Origin of the sequence: Massilia sp. MP_M2, from assembly GCF_039123635.1 — a bacterium.
Classification (GTDB): Bacteria; Pseudomonadota; Gammaproteobacteria; order Burkholderiales; family Burkholderiaceae_D; genus Telluria.
This window is the reverse complement of sequence record NZ_JBCHJF010000002.1, coordinates 76,233-102,506: the sequence shown is the minus strand read 5'-3', so window position 1 is coordinate 102,506 and position 26,274 is coordinate 76,233. Positions and strand designations below refer to the sequence as shown.

Here is a 26,274-nt window from a genome sequence, read left to right as displayed (position 1 = left end):
GTCTACGCGACGGGGGCGCGCCAATTCTCACGCTTCGTCACACGCGTTCTACTGTACTGCGACGATTGGGGCAAGATGATAAGCTGATGCCTGTTTGATACTGTTGCATTTTCAGACAGTGGCACCACATGAATATCACTGACTAATGGAGAACCACACATGAACATCGATATTGGCATCAACACCGAAGACCGCGCAAAAATCGTCGAATCGCTCTCGACCGTCCTGGCCGACAGCTACATGTTGTACCTCAAGACCCACAACTTCCACTGGAACGTGACCGGTCCGATGTTCCAGACCCTGCACGTGATGTTCCAGGAGCAGTACACCGAGCTGTGGACCGCGCTGGACGATATCGCCGAGCGTATCCGCGCACTGGGCCACTTCGCACCAGGCACCTACAAGCGTTATGTGGAACTGTCGACCATCACCGAAGAAACCGACGTGCCGTCGGCCAAAGAGATGATCCGTCAACTGGTCGAAGGCCAGGAAGCCGTGATCCGCACCGCGCGCGCTGCCGTGCGTATTGCTGACGAAATCGACGATTTCCCGACCGCCGACATGCTGTCGACCCGCATGGAAGTGCACGAGAAAAATGCATGGATGCTGCGTGCATTCCTGGAACAGGGCGCAGGCCACGAGCAGGGCGACGCATCGTCGAAGTCGAAAGAGTAAGAAGTACTGCGGCCCTTTACGGGCCGTTGTCGCGCTAAATAAATTAGCTTGGAAACGTCGTTCCAGCCTCAGCTGGAACGACGTTTTTACGTATGTGGTGGAGAGACACAGAGTGCCTCGTCATTCTTAGTGCCCGCCACTCATGTGCAGGTCGACCACCTTCATGATCTCGAGGGTCAGGTCCATATCAAACTCCCCTGCCGTCATCGCCGCCTGCAACGCGTCGCGCGGCATGCCCACGCTGGCCGCCAGTTCGCCCAGAGCAGGCGCTTGCGCCACCGCCTGCAAGGCAGCCGCAATCACGGCGCCATCGCCATCTTCAAACGCTTCGGCCAGGCAATCTGCGATCGCATCGAGCGAATCGAGGCTGGCGGGGTCGATCGGGGTGTTTTCTTGAGTCATGGTGGCTGGTTCAGTGTGCGGCAGCGCCGGCTGGCTTGGCGCCAGGTTTCGGCGGTGGTGGTGGTGGCGGCACGGTCATCGATTCGACCGGGATTTCGTTCTTGCGCAGCACCTGCACGAAAATCTCGTTCTGCTTGATCATGCCCAGGTCATAGCGCGCACGCTCTTCGACGGCGCCGGTGCCTTCGGTCAGGTCATCGACTTCGGAGTCGAGCTTGCTGTTGCGCGCGGCGAGCTGCTCGGTCTTGATGCGCGTGGTTTCGACCTGGTTCTGCATGTCGGCCACGGACAGCCAGCCGCCCTTGCCAAGCCAGAGGGGATACTGGATCAGCACGAGCAGCGCAGCCAGGGCAATCGTGATCAGGCGCATGGTGAGAAACGAAGGAGATGAAAAAGCCGACGCGCGGGTGGGATGATCCCATCCCGCGCGTCGGCCTCAGGGGATTACTTCAGGTTGTAGAACGCGTCACGGCCCGGGTAGCTGGCGATGTCGCCCAGGTCTTCCTCGATGCGCAGCAACTGGTTGTACTTGGCCATGCGGTCCGAACGCGACAGCGAACCGGTCTTGATCTGCAGCGCGTTCAGGCCCACGGCGATGTCTGCGATGGTCGAGTCTTCGGTTTCGCCAGAGCGGTGCGAGATCACGGCGGTGTAGCCGGCGCGCTTGGCCATCTCGATGGCGGCAAACGTTTCGGTCAGCGTACCGATCTGGTTGATCTTGATGAGGATCGAGTTGGCGATGCCCTTCTGGATGCCCTCTTTCAGGATCTTGGTATTGGTGACGAACAGATCGTCGCCCACCAGCTGAACCTTCTTGCCCAGTGCGGCGGTCAGGGTGGCCCAGCCTTCCCAGTCACCTTCGTGCATCGCGTCTTCGATCGAGATGATCGGGTACTTGTCGCACCAGGTCGCGAGCATGTTGGTGAAGTCGGCTGCCGACAGGCTCAGGCCGCCTTCGCCTTCCAGCACGTAACGGCCGTCTTTGTAGAATTCGCTGGCGGCGCAATCGAGGCCCAGCGCGATGTCCTGGCCGGCAACGTAGCCTGCCTGTTCGATCGCTTCCATGATCAGCTTGATGGCTTCTTCATGGTTGGCCACCGACGGGGCGAAACCGCCTTCGTCGCCAACGGCCGTGTTCAGGCCGCGCGCGTGCAGGATTTTCTTGAGCGTGTGGAACACCTCGGCGCCGTAGCGGATGGCTTCCTTGAACGACGGGGCGCCGATCGGAATGATCATGAATTCCTGGATATCCAGGTTGTTGTCGGCGTGCGCGCCGCCGTTGATGACGTTCATCATCGGCACCGGCATCTGCATCGCGCCCGAACCGCCGAAGTAGCGGTACAGCGGCAGGCCCGCTTCTTCGGCAGCGGCCTTGGCCACGGCCATCGACACGGCCAGCATCGCGTTGGCGCCCAGGCGGCTCTTGTTTTCGGTGCCATCGAGATCGATCAGGGTGCGGTCGAGGAATGCTTGCTCGTTCGCGTCCAAGCCCATGATCGCTTCGGAGATCTCGGTGTTGATATTTTCGCAGGCTTGCAGCACGCCTTTGCCGAAGTAGCGCTTCGGATCGCCGTCACGCAGTTCGATCGCTTCGCGCGAACCGGTCGATGCGCCCGACGGCACTGCCGCGCGGCCCATCACGCCCGATTCGAGCAGGACGTCGCATTCGACGGTAGGGTTACCGCGCGAATCCAGGATTTCGCGGCCGATGATATCAACGATAGCACTCATGTTTCTCAGTCTCCAGAAGGTAGGTAATCTTGGGGGACCGCCGTGCATCGGGTCCCTCAGGGATACCCGCAACACGGCGCATCCAAACCTGAACGGTTACTTGAAGTCGAATTCCAGGAACGGCGACTTCTTGACGACGCGGTCGATCTCGACCAACGTCGTCAGGAGCTCCTTCATGCGCGCCAGCGGCACCGCGTTCGGGCCATCCGACATCGCATTGGCCGGATCCGGGTGCGTTTCCATGAACAGGCCGGCAATACCCGACGCCACGGCGGCGCGCGACAGCACGGGAATGTGCTCGCGCTGGCCGCCCGACGACGTGCCCTGCCCGCCCGGCAGCTGCACCGAGTGGGTCGCATCGAACACCACCGGGCAATTCGATTCGCGCATGATGGCCAGGCCACGCATGTCCGACACCAGGTTGTTGTAGCCGAACGACGCACCGCGCTCGCAGGCCATGAAATTGTCTTCTTCCAAGCCGGCGTCGCGCGCAGCAGCTCTGGCCTTGTCGATGACGTTCTTCATGTCGCCCGGGGCCAGGAACTGGCCCTTCTTGATATTGACCGGCTTGCCCGAACGCGCGCAGGCGTTGATGAAATCGGTCTGGCGGCACAGGAACGCCGGCGTTTGCAGCACGTCGACGATGCTCGCGACATGCGGGATCATTTCGGCGTCATGCACGTCGGTCAGCACCGGCACGCCGATTTCGCGGCGCACGTCGGCCAGGATCTCGAGGCCCTTGTCGATACCAGGGCCACGGAACGATTTGCCCGACGAGCGATTGGCCTTGTCGAACGACGATTTGTAGATGAACGGAATACCCAGCGCTGCGGTGATTTCCTTGAGCGTGCCCGCGGTGTCCATCGCCATCTGGCGCGATTCGATCACGCAGGTGCCGGCGATCAGGAAGATCGGGTGCTCGAGGCCGACGTCGAATCCGGCGAGTTTCATGCTGCGTCTCCTTGGAGTGCTGGTGCGGCCTGGACGAGGTTGGCTGCAGGATTGGTGTTCGATGCCTGGTGCGCCAGGGCGGCCCGGATGAACGACGTAAACAGCGGGTGACCGTTGCGCGGCGTCGACTTGAACTCGGGGTGGAACTGCACGCCCATATACCAAGGGTGCGAATTCGCGCCGGTACGTGGCAGCTCCATGATTTCGCACAGGTCTTCGTTCGGCGTACGCGCCGACACGGTCAGGCCGGCAGCCTCGACCTTTGGCAGGTAGTGGTTGTTGCCTTCGTAGCGGTGACGGTGACGCTCGGTGACGACGTTGCCGTAGATTTCAGCGGCCAGCGTGCCCGGATTGACGGCGCAGGTCTGCGCGCCCAGGCGCATCGTGCCGCCCAGGTTCGAATTGGTGTCGCGCTTTTCGACCTTGCCGTCGTGGTTCTGCCACTCGGTGATCAGGGCCACGACCGGCTGGTCGGTGTCCGGATCGAATTCGGTCGAGTTGGCGTTGGTCAGGCCGGCCATATTGCGCGCGTACTCGATCAGCGCGACCTGCATGCCCAGGCAGATACCCAGGTACGGGATCTTGTTTTCGCGGGCGTAGCGGGCAGCGGCGATCTTGCCTTCGACGCCGCGCTTGCCGAAGCCGCCCGGCACCAGGATCGCATCGTACTTGGCCAGGTGCTCGCAGCCGCGGGTTTCGATTTCTTCGGAATCGAGGTACTCGATATTGACGCGGCTTTCGGTGTGAATGCCGGCGTGACGCAGCGCTTCGGTCAGCGACTTGTACGACTCGATCAGGTCGACGTACTTGCCGACCATGCCGATCGTGACTTCGTGCTTTGGATTTTCGAGCGTGTGAATCAGCTTGGTCCACATCGACAGGTCGGCTTTTGGCGCTTCCAGGCCGAGCGCTTCAAGGATGATGTCGTCCAGACCCTGGTCGCACAGCACTTGCGGGACCTTGTAGATCGTGTCGACGTCCCATACCGAAATGACGGCCTGCTCTTCGACGTTGGCGAACAGCGAAATCTTGGCGCGCTCGTCGTCCGGGATCGGACGGTCGGCGCGGCACAGCAGCGCGTTGGGCGAGATGCCGATTTCGCGCAGCTTCTGCACGCTGTGCTGGGTCGGCTTGGTTTTGAGTTCGCCGGCCGAGGCGATGAACGGCACGAGCGTCAGGTGCACGAATGCGGCGCCCTTGCGGCCCGAACGCAGCGACAGCTGGCGCGCCGCCTCGAGGAACGGCAGCGACTCGATATCACCCACGGTGCCGCCGATTTCGACCAGCGCCACGTCGACGCCTTCGGCGCCGCGACGGATGTAATCCTGGATCTCGTTGGTGATGTGCGGGATCACCTGCACGGTCTTGCCGAGGTATTCGCCACGGCGTTCCTTGCGGATCACCGATTCATAGATCTGACCCGTGGTGAAGTTGTTCACCTTCTTCATGCGGGTGCTGATGAAGCGCTCGTAGTGGCCAAGGTCGAGGTCAGTCTCGGCGCCGTCGTCGGTGACGAACACTTCGCCGTGCTGGGTTGGACTCATGGTGCCCGGATCGACGTTGATGTACGGATCGAGCTTGAGCATGGTGACTTTAAGGCCGCGGCTCTCGAGGATGGCGGCGAGGGAGGCTGCTGCAATCCCTTTGCCCAGGGAAGAGACGACGCCGCCAGTGACGAATACGAATTTGGTCATTGTGCTGATGGTGCCGAACGGCACACGCGGGAAATAGAAATTATACCTTAAAGCGGCAAATATCGCCTCATATCAAGACGTTAACTCCCTGACCCCGGTGTCGCTGGCCGATCACAAAACCACGAATTATCTTGCGTTCTCAGTGCAATTATATTTCGATTGGGCAATAATTAGCACTGGTAACTTTAATCTTTAAATAAATCACCACATCGGTCAAGACCGTCGGCAGAACACCGTTTCCGATGCAGGGCCACCCGCATTCCCACACCTCACGCAGATCAAACATGGGCAACTTTATCAAACTCAATATCGGAACGCGACTGGCAGCAGGGTTCATACTGACCCTCATGATGACGGTCATTATCGCGACCGTCGGCGTCTGGCGGCTGAATCAGGTCGCGCAAGAAACGCAGACCATTCTGGCCGAGCCGCTGGCAAAAGAACGCATGATCGCCCAGTGGTACACGCAGATCTTTGCCGCCGTACGCCGCACCGCCGCCATCGTCAAGAGCAGCGACGGCTCGCTGACCGCGTACTTCAAGGAAGACGCGGCCGCCACCGGCAAGCTGTCGGCCGATCTCGTCAAGAAGATCGAACCGTTGATCAGCGGTGACGAAGAAACAGCCCTGTTCAAGTCGGTGATGGAGCACCGCGCCGCCTACAGCAAGGCGCGCGACGGCGCCATCAAGGCCAAGGCCGATGGCAATACCGAACTGGCTGAACAGATCCTGACCCAGCAGTTCACGCCGGCCGCCAAGGCCTACGAAGAACGCGTCCACGATCTGGTCAAGCTGCAGCAACAGCACATCAGCGACAGCGCGGCGATGATCGCCAATACCGCCGCTCGTGGCAAGGTCGTCATCGGTTCGCTCGCGGCCGGCGCCCTGCTGCTGGGCGGCATCTTCGCCTGGCTGCTGACGCGCTCGATCACCGGGCCGCTGCGCCGCGCCGTGCATGCGGCCGAACAGGTTGCGGCCGGCGACCTGACCGTGCGCATCGACAGCAGCGCCAGCGATGAAACGGGCGCCCTGCTGCGCGCGCTGGGCAATATGAACACTAGTCTGGCCAAAATTGTCGACGAGGTACGCACCGGCACCCAGACCATCAGCAGCGCCTCGGGCGAAATCGCCGCCGGCAGTTTCGACCTGTCGAGCCGCACCGAACAGCAGGCCGCAGCGCTGGAAGAAACCGCCGCTTCGATGGAAGAACTGACGGGCACCGTGCGCCAGAACGCCGACAATGCGCGCCAGGCCAACCAGCTGGCCATCACCGCCTCGAGCGTGGCGACGCAGGCAGGCGCCTCGGTCGACCAGGTCGTTGCCACGATGGGCTCGATCAACGAATCGTCGCGCAAGATCGTCGACATCATCAGCGTCATCGACGGCATCGCGTTCCAGACCAATATCCTGGCACTGAATGCTGCCGTGGAAGCGGCGCGCGCCGGCGAGCAGGGCCGCGGCTTCGCGGTCGTCGCCTCCGAAGTGCGTACGCTGGCGCAGCGCTCGGCCGCTGCCGCCAAGGAAATCAAGGGCCTCATCAGCGATTCGGTCGAGAAAGTCGACACCGGCACCAAGCTGGTCGACCAGACCGGCGCGACGATGCGCGAAGTGGTGGACTCGATCCGCCGCGTGACCGACATCATGGGCGAGATTTCGTCGGCCAGCCAGGAGCAGATCACCGGCATCGATCAGGTCAACCAGGCGATGGGCCAGATGGACAACGCAACCCAGCAGAATGCCGCGCTGGTCGAAGAAGCCACCGCCGCCACGGCCTCGCTGCAGGATCAGGCCAAACGCCTGGCACAGGTGGTCGACGTGTTCAAGCTCGATGCAGCGCACACGACGCCGGTCGTAATGAGCGCACCGGTCAAACGTCCGCCACCTGCACGGCCGGCACTGGGCAAGCCTGCGCCGCGTGCGGCGGCCAGGCCGGTTGCTACGCCCGCCGCTACGCCTGCAGAGCAGCCGCTGAGCAAGCCGGCCGAAAAGAAGGCAGAAAAGAAGGCAGAAAAGCCCGCCGGCAAGCCGACCGCCAAATCAGCCAGCAAGCCGGTTGCCTCGACCAAGATGAATGAAGCGGAGTGGGAAGAGTTTTAAGCTTCCGGTTGCCACCAGCTAAAACCGCCGTCCCCGTTCCGGGCACGGCGGTTTTTTACTTCCTGGTCGCATCTTGCAGCAACGTCGCACATCCGCATCAGATTTACTAATAAGTTAGCACATTTGTGCAAATGTGATACCATTTGGAAAGACCAGCTCCGGTCTCACGCAATGGCGCGGTCACGCGCCATTGTTTGCCGTTCCCACGGCATGTCACAGGCTTCCTTGGCCTGAGTTCCTCTCCGGAACTGCCCCACTGCTCGCCCACAGCGTGCGCCATCCACCCCTTTCGGGTCGCCCATCGCGTTCACGAACGCCACGATTTTGCAGGTGCTAATTTGTCTCCAACAACCAACCGTATGTCAACGGCATCGCCACAGCTCCCTTCTTCCAGTCCCGGCTTGCTCGACAGATTATGCGAGAAGCTCGGCATCCCACGTCCACTGTTCTGGGGCTTCGTCGGCCTGCTGGTCTTCATGATCGGCGATGGCGTCGAACTTGGTTATCTGGCGCCCTACCTGGCCCAGAAAAACATGGTCGAGGCTGATATCGCGGTCCTGTTCACCGTGTATGGCGTGACCGTGGCGATCGGCTCGTGGTGCGCCGGCGCGCTGTCGAATATCTGGGGTCCGAAGAAAGTCATGCTGATCGGCGCCGGTATCTGGGTCGTGTTCCAGGTGTTCTTCCTGTCATTCGGCGTCGGCCAGATGAGCTACCCGATGATGCTGGCCGGCTACGCGCTGCGCGGCTTCGGCTATCCGCTGTTTGCCTACGGCTTCCTGGTCTGGATCGTGGCCGCCACACCAGCCAGGAAGCTGGGTCTGGCGATGGGCTGGTTCTGGGTCGCCTACGCGGCCGGCCTGCCGACCCTCGGCGCGCTGGTGGCAAGTTTTTCAGTGCCGCTGATCGGCGCGCTCGCCACCTTCTGGCTGTCGCTGATCCTGGTGATTGCCGGGGCCGCTCTGGCCCTGCTGTGCGTGAAGGATGCCGCCGGCACGAAGCGCCTCGCGCCAGTCGGTGAAAAGCCGTTGACGTCGCTGATGGGCAGCGTCTCGATCATGTGGGAAGAACCGAAAACCTCGCTCAGCGGCGTCGTCCGTACCATCAACACGGCGTCGATGTTCGGCTTCTTCATCGTGTTGCCGGGCTTCTTCATGGAGGTCATCGGCTTCACGCTGGAGCAGTGGCTGCGCCTGGTGACGGTCATTTTTGTCGCCAACATCGCCGGCAACATCATCTCGAGCCGCCTGGCCACCCGCTTCGGCCTGCGCAACACGGTGATCTGGATGGGCGCCGTCGGCAGCGCGATCACGACGCCGCTGTTCTTCTACATGCCTCAACTGTTCATCGGTAACTTCTATATCGCCAGCCTGTTCGGCGCGATGTACGGCATGACGCTGGGCGGCTTCGTGCCCCTGTCGGCACTGATGCCGCTGCTGGTGCCGAAAAACCGCGCCGCCGCACTGTCGGTGCTGAGCCTGGGTGCCGGTGCATCGACCTGGGTCGGGCCGGCGATCGTCGCCATCTTCAGTGCGTCGCTCGGCGTGGCGGGCATCATCTGGATCTTTGCCGGCCTGTATGCGCTCAGTGCATTCCTGATGATTCCGCTGCGCGATCCGGAAGACCTGCGTGACGAGAAGGTGACAAAGCGTGCTTCGGCGCCGGTCGCGGCTGCACCCGCCGCCGCGCACTGACGGGATCAGAATCCCATCAGCATGTTGCCCTTGATGCCGTCACGGACGACACGGCCAAGCTTCTTGGCCGTGTCGCCATGTCGCGAGAACTCGGCATTGACCGATGTTGATTTGTCGAGCTTGAGTTTTGCACCAGCACCCGTGTACAGCCCCGTATCGGACCCGGCATCGATGTTTGGACCAGCGCCGTTGTGAACCCACGTATCGGGCCCGGCATTGATGCTGCGCTTGATTTCGCTGTAGGCGATCCCCGCCTTGGCATAGGCCGTCAGGCGCGCATCCTCGGGCGTCGATAGCTTGACGGCCAGATGGTTGCTCGAGCCTTTCTCGCCGAGCCCCTGCGATGCATCCTCGGGTCTGCCCGGCTCGTCCCGGTACAGGCCGCGGTCGGGCAGATTGACGTAACCGGCCTCGAGCGCGACATGCGGGGCAACCTTGATCCCGGCGATCAGGCGGGGATCGCGCCGCAAGCCCTTGAAGATATGGTCATTGGGCTGGGCGGCAACGTTCGCGCCGTACACGCGCGACGCGCTCGTACGCGTTCCGGCAAACGGGTCGGGTTCGTGCAGCTGATCGGCCTTGAGCACTGCCGGCCCGACTGGCGTCTGGATTGGCAGCAGTTCCTGCGCCTGCGCCTGCGCCTGCATCGCACACGCGGCGAGCACGCCAACGGCCAGCGCCATGATCCGGATTATCGTCATCTTCATCCCTCCAATTGACAGAGCTGAAGCTTACGACGGAAAGCGTCTGGCGCGGCATGCGCATTGCATGACTTGGTAACAGGTTGTCGCGGATGCCTGCGTGCAAGACGGCATGCGTGGCAGGGAATGCTCATGCCAGCGCCGCCTGACCCATCAGGCATGCCGGTCACCAGTAGTCAGCATGCCGGCGGCGCAGTTGCGCCAGGTCCGGCGCGAAGTCGAGGGCGGCTGCCGACCGTGCCAGGGCCTCGTCGGCCTGGCGCTGCGCCACGACGCGCAGGTGCGGGTCGCCGCAGCGCCCCAGCTCGCCGCACACCCACTGCAGGTGCAGCGCGATTTCCAGCACCCCGGCGCCATCGCGGGCCAGCGGCGGGAAGATATCGTTGAACATATCGTCAAGCGACAGCGGCGGCACTTCAACGCGGTCATGGTCCGACTCGACGCCGAAATCGGGATGGGTCCACGCATTGAAGATCCGGTAGACCGCATTGAGTACAACGATGGCAGTGCCCGGATCGTTGATGCCGGGGGACAGCGCGCGGCTGCCGATTTCGGTCAACACGACCAGCCCGAAGCCCGGGTCTTCGTCGAACTGGCGCAGTGGCCCGACTGTGAATGCCTTGGCGATCAGGTCCGGTTCGATCGTGCCGGCGTCTTCGCCATCGGGCAGTACGTACCCGATGGGGCGCGAGCACACGATCAGCGCGCCGGGCGCGACCGCCAGCGTGATGCGCAGCTTGCGTTCGGCGGCGATGCGCTGCAGCGCATCCATGTCCACGCGTTGCAGGGCATTCGCGTGCGGCGCGCCATCGCTTCGGCGGCCGCGCGTTCGACCCGGGCGATCACGGCGCCCAGCCGACCCAGACGGGCAATGCTGTCGACCCAGCGCACGAACACGAGCACGACGATCACCAGTGTGAGCAAGGTCAGCACGAACAGGGTGAACCGGCCCGGCTTGCCGAAATAGTCGTTGGTCGTTGCGCTCAGGCCGATGATGGCGAAGATGAAGGCGCCGACAAAGATCGACAGCGCGTTCTGCGACACGTCATCAGCGATCACGAGCGGAAACGCGCGCTCGGTGGCCGACTGCCCGGTCGATGCATACGCGGCCACCATCGAGGCGACGGCAAACGTCGCGACGCCCAGCATGCTGGCGGCGATCACCTTGAGCAGGTCGACGATCGAGCCTTGCGCGATTTCCGGCACCTTCCAGTCGATCGGGATGCTGTCGACCAGGTGCGCCAGCGCCACGCCGGCAACAGAAAGGACGCAGGCGATCATGGGCTTGACCCACAGGCGCTCGCGCAGACGGTTCATCAAAAATTGCATCCGGGCCGGCAGGATCATGGTGGACTATCGACTCCCCTGTTCAAAGTGCGTTATGGCAAGCTGCCCCGGCAGTGTAGAGCAATGATCAAAACAACCATATTTCAATACGGCGTCCTGGGGCGCCGCAGTGTGTTGACACGCCCTCCCGGCAGCGCCATACTTGCCCGATGTTAGCGTTATCACCCAATGCTGACATCACCATAAAAATATCTGGAGACAATCAATGTTCAAGCACGGGCCTGAGACACCTGTGGCGATGGGCGGCAACCTCGGCTGGCGAGAAAAGATCAGCTATGGCGTGGCCGACATGGGCTTCAATTTTTATTGGGCCAATATCGCCACCTTCCTGCTGATCTTTTACACCGACACCTTCGGCATCTCGGCAGCGCAAGCGGCCACGCTGCTCGCTTCGATCAAACTGATCAACGCCTTCACCGACCCCGTGATCGGCGCCTTCGCCGACCGCACCAACACCCGCTTCGGCAAGTTTCGCCCCTACCTGATCTGGATGTCGATTCCGCTCGGCGCGGCGGCCGTGCTCACCTACACCACGCCCGACCTCGACGCCAACGGCAAGCTGCTGTGGGCCTACGGCAGCTACCTCGCGATGATGGTCTGCTACACCTGCGTGAACATTCCCTACAACGCGCTCTCCGGCGTGATCTCGAACGACCCGCAGGAGCGCTCGACGATCAACGGCCTGCGCTTCATCTTCGCGTTCGCCGGCAGCACGCTGGTGACGGCCGCCACACCGGCGATGGTGGCGTGGCTCGGCGCCGGCGACGATGAACGGGGCTGGCAGCTGACCATGCTCGCCTGGAGCGTGGCCGCATCGATCATGTTCCTGATCACCTTCATCAATACGCGCGAACGCGTACTCCCCCCGCCCGGCCAGAAGAACGACGTCTGGCGCGACATCCGCGACCTGGCGTCCAACCGGCCCTGGGTGGTGCTGTTCGTGCTGGCCCTGGTGATCATGGTGACGATCACGCTGCGCACCACGACCTCGGCCTACTACTTCAAGTACGTCGTCGAACGGCCGGAACTGATGGCGACCTTCGTGCCAACCTATATGGTGTTTGCCGCCATCGGCGCGGCCTGCACGCCGCTGCTCACGCGCGTCATCGACAAGAAGCGCTTGATGATCCTGTTGATGAGCTGCACCGCCGTGCTGTCGTCGCTGTTCTTCCTGATCCCGGCCGACCGGGTCGACCTGATGTTCGTGCTGCAGGCGGGCCTGGGCCTGGTGCTGGGGCCCAAGTCGCCGCTGGCGTTCTCGATGTATGCCGATACCGCCGACTACAACGAATGGCGCACCGGCCGGCGTGCCACCGCGATGACCTTCGCCGCCGCGACCTTTTCGCAAAAGCTCGGCACCGCGGTGGCGGTGAGCGTCATCGGCGCCGTCTTTACCTGGCTCGGTTACGTGCCCAACGCGGCGCAGAGCGTCGGCTCGCAGGCCGGCATCGTCTGGCTGATGTCGTTCGTGCCGGCCGCCTTTGCGCTGGTGGCCGTGCTGGTGATGTGCCTGTATAACCTCGACGCCAGGGCCCTGGCGCGCATGGGCGCCGAACTGGCCGCGCGCAAGGCGGCGCCATGATTCCAACGGAGATTGCCCCCATGCTGTACCCGCAAGACGAACGCTATGTGCTCACCAGCCCGACCGCGATGCCGCAGGCGGGCGGCTTCCTGTGGAACCGCAGGATGATGATCCAGACGACCTGCCGCGGCTACGCCACCGCGCAGTTCATGCAGCCCGAACCCGGCAAGTATTCGCACGGCCCGAACATGGAAGCAAAATCGTTCATGCAGCCGGAGCAGAACTACTATGCCCACCATCCGGGCCGCTTCGTGTACGTGAAGGATGAAGACACGGGCGAGCTGTTTTCGGCGCCGTACGAACCGGTGCGCGGCGGCCTTGATCATTTTGCGTTCTCGGTCGGGCGCACCGACCTGCAATGGACGATCGAAAAGCTTGGCGTGCGCATCGACCTGACGCTCGCGCTGCCGGTCGACGACGTGGCCGAACTGTGGACCGTGGCCGTGACCAACCTGACCGGGCGTCCGCGCCGCATCAGCATCTACCCGTACTTCACGGTCGGCTACATGTCGTGGATGAACCAGTCGGCAGAATACCGGCACGACCTTGGCGGCATCGTCGCAACCTGCATCACGCCCTACCAGAAGCTGGACGACTTCTTCAAGAACCGCCTGCTGAAAGACCGCACGGTGCTGCTTTGCGAGCACGCGCCAGACGCCTGGGAAACCGGGCAAAAGGTGTTCGAAGGCGAAGGCGGCCTGCATGCGCCATCGACGCTGGCGCATGCGCTCCTGCCCTGCGGCGACGCGCGCTATGAAACACCAGCCGCCGTCGTCCAGTATCGCCTGGCCCTGGCGCCGGGCGAGGCCGTCACGCGCCGCTTCCTGTTCGGCCCCGCGTTCGACGATGCCGAGATTACCCTGCTGCGCCAGCGCTACCTGAGCGAAGAAGGTTTCGCCGCTGCCGCGCGCGACTACGCCGCCTACATCGCCGAGGGCGACGGCGTGCTGCAGATCGCCACGCCCGATCCTGAGCTGGACAACTTCGTCAACACGTGGCTGGCGCGCCAGGTGTATTACCACGGTGACGTCAATCGCCTCAGCACCGACCCGCAGACCCGCAACTACCTGCAAGACAATATGGGCATGGTGTTCGTCAAGCCGGCCGCCGCCCGCGCTGCCTTCCTGCATGCGCTGAGCCAGCAGGAAGAAAGTGGCGCCATGCCGGACGGGATCCTGCTGTTCGAAGGCGCCGAGCTCAAATACATCAACCAGATTCCGCACACCGACCACTGCGTCTGGCTGCCCGTGTGCCTGCAAGCCTATCTTGACGAAACGGGCGACGTGGCGATTCTCGACGTGCCAATCAGCGCGCACGGCGGCGATGTCAGATCCGCGTTCGAGCGCATCTGCCTGGCGATGGACTGGCTCTTGCTGCGGCGCGATGCGCGGGGCCTCTCCTACATCGAACAGGGCGACTGGTGCGACCCGATGAACATGGTCGGCTACAAGGGCCGCGGCGTCTCGGGCTGGCTGACCGTCGCAGCGGCATACGCGCTGAACCTGTGGGCAGACGTCTGCGCCGCGCGTGGCGACGACGCGATGCTGGCGCGCTACCGCGACGGCGCGGCGGCCATGAACGCCTCTGCCAATGCCCACCTGTGGGATGGCAGCTGGTTCGCGCGCGGCATCACCGACGACGACGTCAAGTTCGGCGTGGCGGCCGATACCGAAGGGCGCATCTACCTGAATCCACAAAGCTGGGCATTCCTGTCGGGCGCCGCGAACGACGCGCAGCGTGCGCGAATGCTGCCGGAGATCGACGCGCAACTGAAAACGCCTTACGGCGTGCAGATGTTCGCTCCGCCCTACAGCGCCATGCGCGAAGATATCGGGCGCGTCACGCAAAAGCATCCCGGCTCGGCCGAGAATGGCGCGGTCTACAACCACGCTGCCGTGTTCTACATCTTCAGCCTGTACACGATCGGCGAGGCCGACCGCGCCTTCGACGCGCTGCGCAAGATGATCCCCGGACCAGACCTGGCCGACTACCTGCAGCGCGGCCAGCTGCCGGTATTCATTCCCAACTACTATCGCGGCGCCTACCACGAGTACCCGCGCACGGCCGGGCGCTCGAGCCAGTTGTTCAACACGGGCACCGTGGCCTGGGTCTATCGCTGCCTGATCGAGGGCCTGTGTGGCTTGAAGGGTGATGCGAATGGCTTGACGGTCAACCCGCAGCTGCCGTCCGGCTGGCCCGGCATGACGGTCACGCGGCGCTTTCGCGGCGCGACGTTCGAGGTGGACATCCGGCGCGGCGCGGTCGATCGCGTGACAGTCAATTGTGACGGCGTCGAACTGGCTGCGGCCCGCATCGACAATATCGAGGCGGGCCGCACGTATCGCTTGCAGGTGACTGTCTTCTAGGAAGGTTTATTTCATGGTGAACGTCTGTGGCGCCGTATCGACTCCAACGTTACGCGCGGTGTCCCAGTACGTGAAGGTATAACGCACGACATCGCCCGCCTTCATGCCACCGGCCGTCAAGGTGTTCACGCCACTGCGCAGCAACATGCGCACGTTCTCCTGCGCGCCGCCATTGACGGTGTAATGCACATCGGCCCAGCCTTTGGTCATGGTGCGAAATTCCAGCATCGTGGGCCCCACCTGGCTTACCGACGTCGCTGCGACGCGCGTCAGCATGTTGGTCGCCACATTGCCGCCCGCCTTCCACACGATATCGTCGATCGCAAACTGGAAGCCTGCAGTCGGCAGGCTGCCGTCGATACTCGAGATCATGAAGACATCGAAGATCGACTGCGCCGCCACCAGGGGCCCGAGCAGTGTCGAGACGGGGATCGAAGCTTGCGCCCATTGCCCGTTGCGCACCAGGCCATACGCGGTCGTGTTGGCCGGGAAGTTAATCCAGTTCTGGTTGGTATAGGTGTCGCCCACGCCAATCCGGAAGCCCACGTTCGCCGGAATCTTGATGCGGAAGTTGACGACGCCGTTGGCCCGGTAAGCACTCAGGTTGCGCGCCTGACGCGCCTGGATGCCGCCGCCGAACCACTGGCCCGGCGAGGTGTAGTTCCAGGCGATGACGTTACTGCCTTCATAGGGCGCGGTGGTGCCGGCACCGGTAGACGCGGTATTCCACAAGTAGATGTCGGCGTTCGACCCAGGCACCAGCTTGGCGTCGACCGCCGTGTTATCGGTGAATACACCGAACTTGCCGGCGACTTCGGGCGCGGTCTGGTCGCCCAGCTTGACCTGCCCCTTGCCATCGAGCTGGTACACGCGCACATAGTCGACATACATCGTGCCCGGCAGCGGCGCCGTGACCTGGCTGGCATTGGCCGCATCGGTGAAGTTGCCGCCCACGGCCATGTTCAGCAGCAGGTAGAACGGCGCCTGCAGCGCGCTCGAATTGACTGCCAGCGGCGCGTTGTACAGATTGTGCTCGACGCCGTTGTCCACGACCGAAAAGCGCATCTGGCTCTCGGTCCAGTAGAAGCGGTAGGTGACGAAGCGGTTGGCCAGCGACGTGGCTGACACGTGCCAGTTATCGGTCTGCCACGCGGTCGATGCGGCGCAGCTCTCGTTGCCGGGCACGCAGGCGGCCTGCTGCCAGGTGATCACGTTCGCGCCGACGAAGTGGTTGGATGACGGCGCACCGCCCTCGGCCCGCGCCGCAGCCTTGTGTCCCATCTCCATGATGTCGATCTCGCCGTTGCGCGGCCAGGTCTGGGGACTCACGCCCAGCAGCCAGGCAGCGGGCCACAGACCGGTGCCCAGGTTCGGCGTGGCCATGCGCACCTCGATCATCCCGTACTGCACCTGCACCTTGTTGCGGGTGTCGAGCCGCGCCGACGTGAACAGATTGCTGCCCACGGTCTGGCTGCGCGCCTGGATCGCCAGCGCGCGCGTGCCCGCTTCGAACGGCACGTTGGCAATGCTGGCGTTGTTCGGGCTGTAGGTCTGCAGCTCGGCGTTGCCGTAGCCGCACAGGCCGATCTGGCAACCGTTCCCGTCCTGCAGGTTCCAGACGCCAGTATTCACGCTGGCGCCGTTGAATTCTTCGGACCACAGCAACTGACCGATGACGGGGTTGGTGACGCTGGCGGCGGCTTGCGCGCTCCACGCCAACGCGAGGCCGGCGACAAGCAGCTGGAAAGGCTTCCATTTTGAGCGGTGTTGCTGGTGTAGGTGACTCACGTTGACTCCTCTTTTCTCACGACAAGAAAATGTGGCCGTGCCGGATTGCCGTGCCACACGCCGCCAACTTTGCGTTGGTCTCGAATGGTTTTGCTGCGGAATACATGCTTGGAAACGTTTCCAAATTTATATGAAAAATATAGTCCGATTTTCGGGATGCGTCAAACAGATCTGCATGTCACGCACCGATTACCCGGTGCGCATACCGCTTGCGATCGGACTGCGGCGGACATGGTGATGGTGATGATAAGTGTCGGCGCCGACGCGGCCCCAGTGACGGGCGGGCCTGAGCCTGTCTGCCTAGGCGCTGGCGAGAATCTGCGCCACCAGCTGCGCCGGCGTGTCGCGGATGTCGAGCGTGATGCCCGCTTCGTCCGGCTGCAGCGGTTCGAGCGTTGTCAGCTGGCTGTCGAGCAGCGACGGCGGCATGTAGTGGCCGGGGCGGTTGCTGACGCGCTCGGCCAGCAGGCTGCGCTCGCCGGCCAGGTGCACGAAGCGCACGTCGCCGCCTGCGCCCCGCAGCAGGTCGCGGTAGCTGCGCTTGAGCGACGAGCATGACAGCACCGCCCCGCCCTCGCGCCGCGCCAGCAGGTCACGCAAGGTCAGGAGCCAGTCGTGGCGGTCGGCGTCGGTCAGCGCGATGCCGGCCGACATCCGGGCGATGTTCACGTCGGAGTGGTAGGCATCGCCCTCGATGAATTCCACGTCCAGCCCGTTGGCCAGGCGCGCGCCGATCTGGCTTTTGCCGCAGCCGCTCACGCCCATGATGACCCAGGCCGTTCCCTTGTTTTCGCTCGTTGGTTCTGTCGTCATTGCCTTATGTTACCGCTAACAAACATACCGCGATTGTGCGCTCCCGGTCTGCAAATGTAAACCCGCAGGCCGCGCACCCATTTCGGGCACCCGCGCCCGCGCGGTGCGCATTTCGCTGAGGTCATGCTGACTTCTTGCTAGCTTCTTGCTGGCTGGCCGGCCAGATGTGTCTGCTTCGTCGACTTCATGCATGGCACGCGCCTTGCTGAGGTAAAGCGTGAGCACGTACCTTCCCCACCACTTTCTGGAGCCGCCACATGATTTCATGCCGTGAAGATGTCACCAAACTGATCGTATCCGCGAAAGTCCGCAAGGGCATCAAATGGCGCGACGTGACCGAGGCCACGGGCCTGTCGAAAGAATGGACCACGGCCGCCTGCCTGGGCCAGATGACGCTGACCAAACCGCAGGCCGAGGCGGTCGGCAAGCTGTTCGAGCTGTCCGACGAAGCCATCGCCTGGCTGCAGATCGTGCCGTACAAGGGCTCGCTGCCGACGGCCGTGCCGACCGACCCGCTGATCTACCGCTGGTACGAAATGGTGAACGTGTACGGCACCACGATCAAGGAGCTGATCCACGAAGAATTCGGCGATGGCATCATGAGCGCCATCGATTTTTCGATGGACATTCAGCGCACCGAAGACCCGAAAGGCGACCGCGTGAACGTGGTTTTGTCGGGCAAATTTTTGCCCTATAAAACCTACTGATCGTGCTTATGCGCTTTCGCGGTCGCGCAGCGTGAAGCCAAGGTCGATGCGTCGCTCGGCCGGCTCCTCGCCCTTGATCACCTGCAGCAGCAGGCCGGCCGCTTCGAAGCCGATCTGGTAGCGCGGCGTGTCGACCGTGGTCAGTGACGGCATCATCCAGGCCGACGCCGGCAAGTCATTGAAGCCGCATACCGCGACATCGCGCGGGATGCGGATGCCTTGCCGCTGGCAGTGGAACACGGCGCCGTGGGCCAGGTCGTCGTTGCAGCAAAAGACGGCGTCACAGTCGGGCCGCAGCGCCAGCATCTGTGCCATCAGGCCGGCGCCCAGCGCGATCGTCGAGCGTTCGGGCACCATCAGTTCTAGGCCGGGATCGGCCAGGCCGGCCGCCGCCATCGCGGCGCGGTAACCATCGGCGCGGCGCAGCGTGCGCTCGTCGAGCTGGGCACCGATGAAGCCGATGCGCGTGTAACCCTTGGCGATCAGATGGCGCGTCATGGCCATGCCGGCCTCATACTGCGAAAAGCCGACCGACAGCACGGCCGGATCATCGGACAGGTCCATCATCGCGACGGCCGGCACCTTGGATGCGGCCAGCATCTTGGCCACCGCAGGGCTGCGCACCTGGCTCGAGAACAGGATGCCGTCGGGATTCGACTGCAGATAGGTGCGCAGCAGTTTTTCTTCTTCGAGCTGCGAATAGTAGGTATTGCCGATCAGGAGCTGGTACTGGCCGGGCGCGACGGCGTCGTGGATGCCTTCGAGGACGGCGGTGAACACGGCGTTCGACAGCGATGGCACCAGCACCACGATCACATGCGACTGCGCCGAGGCCAGCGCCCGCGCCGCGCGATTGGGCACGTAACCCAGTTCGGCCGCGGCTTGCTCGACCTTGAGACGCGTGGCCTCGGACACCAGTTGCGGCTGGCTCAGTGCGCGCGAAGCGGTCATGATCGACACGCCGGCCATGCCCGCCACCTGCTCGAGCGTTACGCGCCCTGTTCCCCTGCCCCGGCTTGTCTTGTCCATGCTGTTCCCGTGATATTTACGCACTAACCATTCTATCAACGCGGCGGCCTGCCGCCACATGAAAGTTGGCGACGAGACGAAGCGACCGAAAAAGCCAGGGTCAGGTCTGACATTCGGACACGATCTCGACAGTCGAACAGTCGGAACTAGCGGGCACAGAGCCATGCTAATACTGGGCAAGGCACTTTTGGGAGTGACTTAGGCTGAGGTCGTGTCCGAATGTCAGACCTGACCCCGGCTGTGGATCAACAGAAATCGCGGCTGCGCGTATCGAGGCTACCGAGCAGGTGCGACAGATCTACCAGCCGCTTGGCAACCAGGTGGCGTACCTCGCCCTCGCGCTGCCAGACCCCGTAGACCCCGAGCAGCGGCGCGCTCAGGACCTCGCGGCGCTGCTGCTCCACCAGCGACGGCCACACGATCACATTGACGTTGCCGGTTTCGTCTTCCAGCGTCAAAAACAGCACGCCCTTGGCGGTGCCGGGTCGCTGGCGCACCGTCACCAGGCCGCAGCCGCGCGCCAGCTGGCCGTTCTGGAAATCCATCAGCGTCGACGCCGGCAGGAAGCGCTGCGCCAGCAGGCGCTCGCGCAGCAGCGCCAGCGGGTGGCGCCCCAGCGTGAGGCCCTGCGCGCGGTAGTCGCCCACGATCTCTTCGCCTTCGCTCGGCGCCGCCAGCACCGGCGCTTCTTCGCGCGGTACCGTCGGGCGCAGCAGGTCCTTGTCGGGCGCGGCGCCGGAGGCTTCCCACAATGCCTCGCGCCGGTGCCCGGCCAGCGATTGCAGCGCGCCGGCTGCCGCCAGCACCTGCAGGTCGCTCCGGTCCAGGCCCGCGCGGCGCGCCAGGTCGGCCACATCGGCAAAGGGCCGCACGGCGCGCGCCTGCTCAATGCGCTCGGCCGCATCGACCTTCATCCCGCGCTGCAGCGACAGGCCCAGGCGCACCGCCGGCTGGCGCGTGCGCTCGTGCGGATCGTATTCTTCGAGCGCCGAATCCCAGCTGCTGACGGCGACATCGACCGGCCGCACCTCGATGCCATGGCGGCGCGCATCCTGCACCAGTTGCGACGGGCTGTAAAAGCCCATCGGCTGGCTGTTGAGCAGCGCGCATAAAAACGCCGCCGGCTCGTGGCACTTGAGCCACGAACTGGCATACGCCAGCAGCGCGAAGCTGGCCGCATGCGACTCGGGAAAGCCGTATTCGCCGAAACCCTGGATCTGGCTGAAAATCGCCTCGGCAAATTCCAGGGTGTAGCCGCGCTCGAGCATGCCGGTCGTGATGCGCTCGTAATAATGTTCGAGCCCGCCCTTGCGCTTCCAGGCCGCCATCGCGCGGCGCAGCTGGTCGGCCTCGCCCGGCGTGAAGCCCGCGCCCAGGATTGCCACCTGCATCACCTGCTCCTGGAAGATCGGCACGCCCAGCGTGCGCTCGAGCGCCACTTTCATGTCGGCGCTCGGATATACCACCGGCTCGAAGCCCTGGCGCCGCCGCAGATAGGGGTGGACCATGCCGCCCTGGATCGGGCCCGGGCGCACCACGGCCACCTCAATCACCAGGTCGTAGAAGACGCGCGGGCGCATCCGCGGCAGCATGCTCATTTGCGCGCGCGACTCGATCTGGAACACGCCCACCGTGTCGGCCTGGCAGATCATGTCGTAGGTGGCGGTGTCGTCGGCCGGAATGTCCTGCATCTCGAACACGTTGCCGTAGCGCTGGCCCACCAGCTCCAGCCCGCGCCGCATCATCGACAACATGCCCAGCGCCAGCACGTCGACCTTCATCAGGCCCAGCTCTTCGAGATCGTTCTTGTCCCACTGGATGACGCTGCGATCGGCCATTGCGGCGTTCTCGATCGGCACCAGGCGCGAGAGCTTGCCGCGCGCGATGACGAAGCCGCCCGGGTGCTGCGACAGGTGGCGCGGGAAGTTCAGCAGCGACTGCGCGAGCGTGGCCCACTGGCGCGACAGCGGCGCCTCGGGATCCAGGCCGCTCTCGGCCAGGCGGCCCAGCAGGTCGGCGCGGCTGTCGAACCAGTGGTGGGTCTTGGCCACCTTCTCGACGATGCCAAGATCGATGCCCAGCGCGCGGCCGCTGTCCCTCAGCGCGCTCTTGGGGCGGTAGCTGATCACCACCGCCGCCAGCGCCGCCCGATCGCGCCCGTATTTGTTGTAGATGTACTGGATGACTTCTTCGCGCCGCTGGTGCTCGAAGTCGACGTCGATGTCGGGCGGCTCGTTGCGCTCGCGCGAGATGAAGCGCTCGAACAGCAGGCTGGCGCGGGCCGGATCGACCTCGGTGATGCCCAGGCAATAGCAGACGGCCGAATTGGCGGCCGAGCCGCGGCCCTGGCACAGGATGTGCTGCGAGCGGGCGAAGCGCACGATGTCGTACACCGTCAAAAAGTAGTGCTCGTAGCGCATCTCGGAAATCAGCGCCAGCTCGTGCTCGATCTGCGCCTGCACCTTGGCCGGAATGCCGTCGCGAAAACGCCGGTGCGCGCCGATCCAGGTTTCGGCGCGCAAAAAGCTTGCCGCCGTATGGCCGGGCGGGACCACTTCGTCCGGGTATTCGTAGCGCAGTTCGTCGAGCGAGAACGTGCACAGGCGCGCCACGCGCACCGTTTCGGCCAGCACTTGTGGCGTGTACAGATTGGCCAGGCGCAGGCGCGAGCGCAGGTGCTGCTCGGCGTTCTGCGCCAGCCCGTAGCCGCAGTCGGCCACCGCCTTGTTCAGGCGCGTGGCGGTGAGCGTGTCCTGCAGCGGTTTGCGCGAGCGCACGTGCATGCACACGTGGCCCAGCGCCACGATCGGCAAGCCGTGCTGCCAGCCGACTTCCTCGACCGTGGCGCGGTGCGCATCGTCGAACGCGCGGTGCAGCGACGTCAGGCCCAGCCAGGCGCGGCCCGGAAAGGTGGTGGCCACCCACGCCGCCTGTGCGTGCAGGCGGTCGACGTCCTGCGCCTCGTGCCCCGGATACGGCGGCAGCAAAATTGCCAGGCAATCGGGCATATGGCGCAGGTGCGCGTTCTGCGGCGCCGGGTCGGCCAGGTCGTCGGGTGTCAGGAGGTACGCGCCCTTCTCGGCACGCGTGCGCCCGAGCGTGATGAATTCGGCCAGGTTGCCGTAGCCCTCGCGGTTCTGCGCCAGCAGGATGAGCGACGGCGCCGGGCTGCCATCGGGGTTCTGCAAATGGAAGTGGGCGCCAATGATGAGCGGCAGGCCGGCCTCCTTGGCTTCGGCATGCGCGCGCACGACGCCGGCCAGCGAGCATTCGTCGGTGATGGCGAGCGCGAAGTACCCAAGCTGCACGGCGCGCAGCACCAGCTCCTCGGCATGCGACGCCCCTTGCAGGAACGAGAAGTTCGACAGGCAGAACAACTCGGCGTAGGGCGGCAGGGTCGGGGATGCGGGTGGCTGGTTGGTCGGAGGCTGTGTCACGCCGGGCTCATGTCAGATGACAAGTACTGTATAAAAACACAGTATAACCGACCTTTTTCACCTCCTGCACGTTATTTACCACAGGAAATTAATTATGCAACTCAATTGATAATACAAAGTTATACAACAAGAACGTTGCGTTAATGCCACATTGCAACGGTAATCGAAGGATCCATTGTTAGTATCCGAATATCCTTCGGAGAAACCAGTGCTCAAACTCAAAATCATGCCCCGCTCCGTGTTGTCCAGTCTGTATGGCAGCACCATCCTTGCCTCACTTGCCCTCGCCCCTGTCGCCGTCCAGGCGCAAACCGCACCCACCATCACCACTGACGCCGTCGTGCCAAGCGTGAGCGTCGTCGGCTCGCGCCGCGTCGGCGCCGCCTCCAGCACCGACACCCCGGTGGCCATCGACTTCATCCCGATGACCAAAGCGGCCGAACAAAGCGGCCAGTTCGACCTCGCACAGGTGCTGAGCAATCTGTCGCCGTCGTTCAACTCGACACGCCAGACCGGCGCCGACGGCGCCGACCTGATCGACTCGGCCGCCCTGCGCGGTCTGGGTTCGGACCAGACCCTGGTGCTCGTCAACGGCAAGCGCCGCCATACGGTCGCGCTGGTGAACCTGTTCGGCGCGCGCAACCGCGGCAACACCGGCACCGACATGAACGGCATCCCCGTGATGGCGATCCGCGAAGTGCAGGTGCTGCGCGATGGCGCCGCCGCCCAATACGGCTCGGACGCGATTGCCGGCGTGATCAACATCGACCTGAAGAAAAGCCTGGGTTGCGAATCGGTGGCCGGCTACAGCCAGTACACCGAAGGCGACGGCGAGAACTGGCAGGCGTCGGCCTACTGCGGCGTGGCCCTTGGCGGCGGCGTGCTGGGCATCACCGGCGAATACTCCGATCGCGGCCGCTCCAACCGTTCGGAGCCCGGCAACCCGCGCATCATCGGCGACACCAAATCCGAAAACCAGACCATTTACCTGAACGGCGAATTCCCGGCCGGCGCGGGCGGCAAGTTCTACTTCACCGCCGGCGTGCAGCAGCGCGACGCGTCATCGGCCGCCTTCGGCCGCGAAGGCCTGGGTTCCGAAGACATCCCGTCGCGCAACTCGGCCGCGATGTACCCGGACGGGTTCGTCCCGTTCATCAACGGCAAGGTCGATGACCGCTGGGGCACCGTCGGCTACCGCTGGACGGCCGGCGAATGGAATGCCGACCTGTCGCAGACCTACGGCTACAACCGCCTGAAGTACGACATCGCCAACACGCTCAACGCCTCGATCGCCAACCTCGATCTGCTGGGTGGCGGCCAGGGCCGCAGCGCCGACCGCTTCTACGCGGGCGCGTTCTCGTTCCGCCAGGCGACCACCAATGCCGACATCAGCCGCTTCTACAGCGATGTGTTCAAGGGCATGAACGTCGCGTTCGGCCTCGAACACCGCCGCGAGAACTACCAGATCTTCGCCGGTGAAGCCGGTTCGTACATCGACGCCGACGGCGTGGGCATCGGGGGCAACGCCGGCAGCCAGGGCTTCCCGGGCTTCCAGCCGGGCGACGAAACCAACACCGACCGTCACAGCAACGCGGCCTACGTCGACATCGAAACCGACCTCACCGACCGTCTCAAGATCCAGACCGCGCTGCGCCACGAGCGCTACTCGGACTTCGGCTCGACCACCACCGGCAAGCTCGCCGCCGCCTATCGCCTGGCACCGAACGTGCTGCTGCGCGGCTCGGCCAGCACGGGCTTCCGTGCGCCGTCGCTGCAGCAGGCCTACTTCTCGTCGACCTTCACCGACTTCGTCAGCGGCCAGCCGCTGGACGTCGTGCTGGCGCCAAACGGTGGCCGCGTGGCTGCCGCCGCCGGTATCCCGCAACTGAAGGACGAAGAATCCAAGAGCTACACGCTGGGCCTGACCTGGTCGCCAACGCAGGCAACGTCGGTCACGGCCGATCTGTACCGCATCGACATCGATGACCGCATCGTGCTGTCGGGGCGCTTTGACGCCGACAACTACCCGGCGCTGGGCGCGACGCTGCAGCAGCTGGGCGTGGGCCAGGCGCAGTTCTTCGTCAACTCGGTCGACACCAAGACGCAGGGCCTGGACCTGACGATTTCGAACCGCTCCACGCTGGGCGCGGGCCGCCTGACGACATTCCTGGCCGCCAACTTCAGCAAGACCGAAGTGCAGCGCGTGAAAGCGCCGGCCGCGCTGGCCGGCTTCGAAGACGTGCTGCTGTCCGAGCGCGAGCGCCTGTTCATCGAAGAAGGCGCGCCGCGCCGCAAGGCCACGCTGGGCTTCGACTACGCACTGGGCAAGCTGGAAACCGCGCTGCGCGTGATCCACTTCGGTCCACAAACCCTGGGCACGTTCTCGGGTCCACCGGTGCCGAACCAGAAGTACGAAGCCAAGACCTCGGCCGACCTGGCCTTTACCTGGGCCTTCACCGAGAAGACCCGCCTGACGGTGGGCGGCACGAACATCTTCGACGTCAAGCCGACCGTGCAGGATGCGAACGAGACCGACAACGGTTTCAAGTACGAGAGCGTGCAGTTCGGCCTGAATGGCGCGGCGCTGTTCGCGCGCCTGGCGCACCGCTTCTGATCTAATCTAGCCGCGCGGTAAAACAACGGCCTGCAAGCGATTGCAGGCCGTTGTCGTTTATGCCCGCTGCAGCGGCCTGCGCCTGCGCGCCGCCAGCCACCCCGCAGCAGCAATGCCGCACAGCGCCAGCGTCCCCGGCTCCGGCACCGTGTTCGGCGCCGTAGCGAATGCCGTGAAAGCATCCACGGCCCACTGCGTGCCGCTGCTGTTGTAGATCGTGAGCGTGTCGATGCCGCGCCAACCGAGTTCGATCCACTGCGGCGCGAACGTGTCGATCCCGTACGACACGTCGGTCGCGAACAGCAGTTGGCCTGCACGGCTGCCCTCGAACGAGAGTTCCTGTTCATACCAGGCCGACGTGAAGAACGCGCCGAGGAAGTCGAAGCCGGTCGTATTCGAGATCGTGACGGTGCCGCCCCCGTGGTTGAAGGCGACGTTGGCCGCCGAGACCACGCCGTTGGCAAAGCCGCTGTCGGGATAGGCATCGGCGCCGATGACGCCAACGCCGCTCCACTTGAAGCCCGCATAGCCGTCGGCGATGACGGCGGTCTCGCTGCTGGCCAGGTCGTCAAAACCAATGACGTCGGCGTGCGCACTCGCGCAGCATGCCGCCAGCAGGAACGAAAGGATACTGTGTTGCATAGGGT

The 26,274-nt window shown here is 63.9% G+C and carries 18 protein-coding genes and 1 pseudogene; 7 read left to right on the top strand and 12 right to left on the bottom strand.

Annotated features, from left to right (window positions below):
* Positions 1-159: 159 nt before the first annotated feature.
* Positions 160-675: a Dps family protein gene (locus RCH14_RS05280; RefSeq protein ID WP_343025118.1), complete on the top strand. Its 516-nt coding sequence runs from the start codon at positions 160-162 to the stop codon at positions 673-675.
* A 126-nt stretch (positions 676-801) separates the two neighbouring features.
* Here the strand turns inward: RCH14_RS05280 and RCH14_RS05275 are convergent, their stop codons facing one another.
* The 5 genes from RCH14_RS05275 to RCH14_RS05255 all read right to left on the bottom strand — a co-directional run bounded on the left by RCH14_RS05275 (position 802) and on the right by RCH14_RS05255 (position 5,453).
* Positions 802-1,077: a hypothetical protein gene (locus RCH14_RS05275; RefSeq protein WP_343025117.1), complete on the bottom strand. Its 276-nt coding sequence runs from the start codon at positions 1,075-1,077 to the stop codon at positions 802-804.
* A gap of 10 nt (positions 1,078-1,087) precedes the next feature.
* Positions 1,088-1,447: a cell division protein FtsB gene (gene ftsB, locus RCH14_RS05270; protein ID WP_343025116.1), complete on the bottom strand. Its 360-nt coding sequence runs from the start codon at positions 1,445-1,447 to the stop codon at positions 1,088-1,090.
* Between the two features lie 74 nt (positions 1,448-1,521).
* Positions 1,522-2,808: a phosphopyruvate hydratase gene (eno, locus tag RCH14_RS05265; RefSeq protein ID WP_258835206.1), complete on the bottom strand. Its 1,287-nt coding sequence runs from the start codon at positions 2,806-2,808 to the stop codon at positions 1,522-1,524.
* 96 nt (positions 2,809-2,904) lie between these two features.
* A complete protein-coding gene (gene kdsA, locus RCH14_RS05260; RefSeq protein WP_343025115.1) occupies positions 2,905-3,759 on the bottom strand; it encodes a 3-deoxy-8-phosphooctulonate synthase in 855 nt (284 codons plus the stop codon).
* Positions 3,756-5,453: a CTP synthase gene (locus RCH14_RS05255; RefSeq protein WP_343025114.1), complete on the bottom strand. Its 1,698-nt coding sequence runs from the start codon at positions 5,451-5,453 to the stop codon at positions 3,756-3,758. Before RCH14_RS05255 ends, kdsA begins: the two co-directional genes overlap by 4 nt.
* 284 nt (positions 5,454-5,737) lie before the next feature.
* On the opposite strand from RCH14_RS05255, the gene RCH14_RS05250 reads away from it, so the two are divergent.
* Together RCH14_RS05250 and RCH14_RS05245 are read left to right on the top strand one after the other, a co-directional pair.
* A complete protein-coding gene (locus RCH14_RS05250) occupies positions 5,738-7,549 on the top strand; it encodes a methyl-accepting chemotaxis protein (protein ID WP_343025113.1) in 1,812 nt (603 codons plus the stop codon).
* Positions 7,550-7,908: 359 nt separating this feature from the next.
* Positions 7,909-9,243, top strand: a complete 1,335-nt coding sequence (locus tag RCH14_RS05245; RefSeq protein WP_343025112.1) for an MFS transporter — start codon at positions 7,909-7,911, stop codon at positions 9,241-9,243.
* Between the two features lie 5 nt (positions 9,244-9,248).
* Here the strand turns inward: RCH14_RS05245 and RCH14_RS05240 are convergent, their stop codons facing one another.
* Positions 9,249-9,944, bottom strand: a complete 696-nt coding sequence (locus RCH14_RS05240; RefSeq protein WP_343025111.1) for an outer membrane beta-barrel protein — start codon at positions 9,942-9,944, stop codon at positions 9,249-9,251.
* 166 nt (positions 9,945-10,110) lie between these two features.
* Positions 10,111-11,225: pseudogene (locus RCH14_RS05235) on the bottom strand (DUF2254 domain-containing protein).
* Between the two features lie 271 nt (positions 11,226-11,496).
* Between RCH14_RS05235 and RCH14_RS05230 the strand changes: the two are divergent.
* Both RCH14_RS05230 and RCH14_RS05225 read left to right on the top strand, forming a co-directional pair.
* Entirely contained in the window at positions 11,497-12,873 is a 1,377-nt protein-coding gene (locus RCH14_RS05230; RefSeq protein WP_343025110.1) for an MFS transporter, read from the top strand.
* 20 nt (positions 12,874-12,893) lie between these two features.
* The gene (locus RCH14_RS05225) at positions 12,894-15,239 is read left to right on the top strand and encodes a GH36-type glycosyl hydrolase domain-containing protein (RefSeq protein ID WP_343025109.1); all 2,346 of its coding nucleotides are present in this window, start codon (positions 12,894-12,896) and stop codon (positions 15,237-15,239) included.
* Positions 15,240-15,245: 6 nt separating this feature from the next.
* On the opposite strand, the gene RCH14_RS05220 is transcribed toward RCH14_RS05225, so the two are convergent.
* Together RCH14_RS05220 and RCH14_RS05215 are read right to left on the bottom strand one after the other, a co-directional pair.
* Complete coding sequence (locus RCH14_RS05220) at positions 15,246-17,027, bottom strand: glycoside hydrolase family 16 protein (protein ID WP_343025108.1); 1,782 nt, start codon at positions 17,025-17,027, stop codon at positions 15,246-15,248.
* Between the two features lie 300 nt (positions 17,028-17,327).
* Entirely contained in the window at positions 17,328-17,840 is a 513-nt protein-coding gene (locus RCH14_RS05215) for a gluconokinase (RefSeq protein WP_343025107.1), read from the bottom strand.
* 257 nt (positions 17,841-18,097) lie between these two features.
* Here RCH14_RS05215 and cynS point away from each other — a divergent pair, with 257 nt between their 5' ends.
* Complete coding sequence (gene cynS, locus RCH14_RS05210; protein WP_332531442.1) at positions 18,098-18,547, top strand: cyanase; 450 nt, start codon at positions 18,098-18,100, stop codon at positions 18,545-18,547.
* Positions 18,548-18,553: 6 nt separating this feature from the next.
* Here the strand turns inward: cynS and RCH14_RS05205 are convergent, their stop codons facing one another.
* Positions 18,554-19,576 (bottom strand): LacI family DNA-binding transcriptional regulator, encoded by a 1,023-nt coding sequence (locus RCH14_RS05205; RefSeq protein WP_343025106.1) that lies wholly within the window; start codon positions 19,574-19,576, stop codon positions 18,554-18,556.
* Positions 19,577-19,821: 245 nt separating this feature from the next.
* Positions 19,822-23,013 (bottom strand): error-prone DNA polymerase, encoded by a 3,192-nt coding sequence (locus RCH14_RS05200; RefSeq protein ID WP_343025105.1) that lies wholly within the window; start codon positions 23,011-23,013, stop codon positions 19,822-19,824.
* A gap of 208 nt (positions 23,014-23,221) precedes the next feature.
* On the opposite strand from RCH14_RS05200, the gene RCH14_RS05195 reads away from it, so the two are divergent.
* On the top strand, positions 23,222-25,627 hold the full coding sequence (locus RCH14_RS05195; RefSeq protein WP_343025104.1) for a TonB-dependent receptor domain-containing protein: 2,406 nt from the start codon (positions 23,222-23,224) through the stop codon (positions 25,625-25,627).
* A gap of 57 nt (positions 25,628-25,684) precedes the next feature.
* On the opposite strand, the gene RCH14_RS05190 is transcribed toward RCH14_RS05195, so the two are convergent.
* On the bottom strand, positions 25,685-26,269 hold the full coding sequence (locus RCH14_RS05190) for a PEP-CTERM sorting domain-containing protein (RefSeq protein ID WP_343025103.1): 585 nt from the start codon (positions 26,267-26,269) through the stop codon (positions 25,685-25,687).
* Between the last annotated feature and the right edge of the window lie 5 nt (positions 26,270-26,274).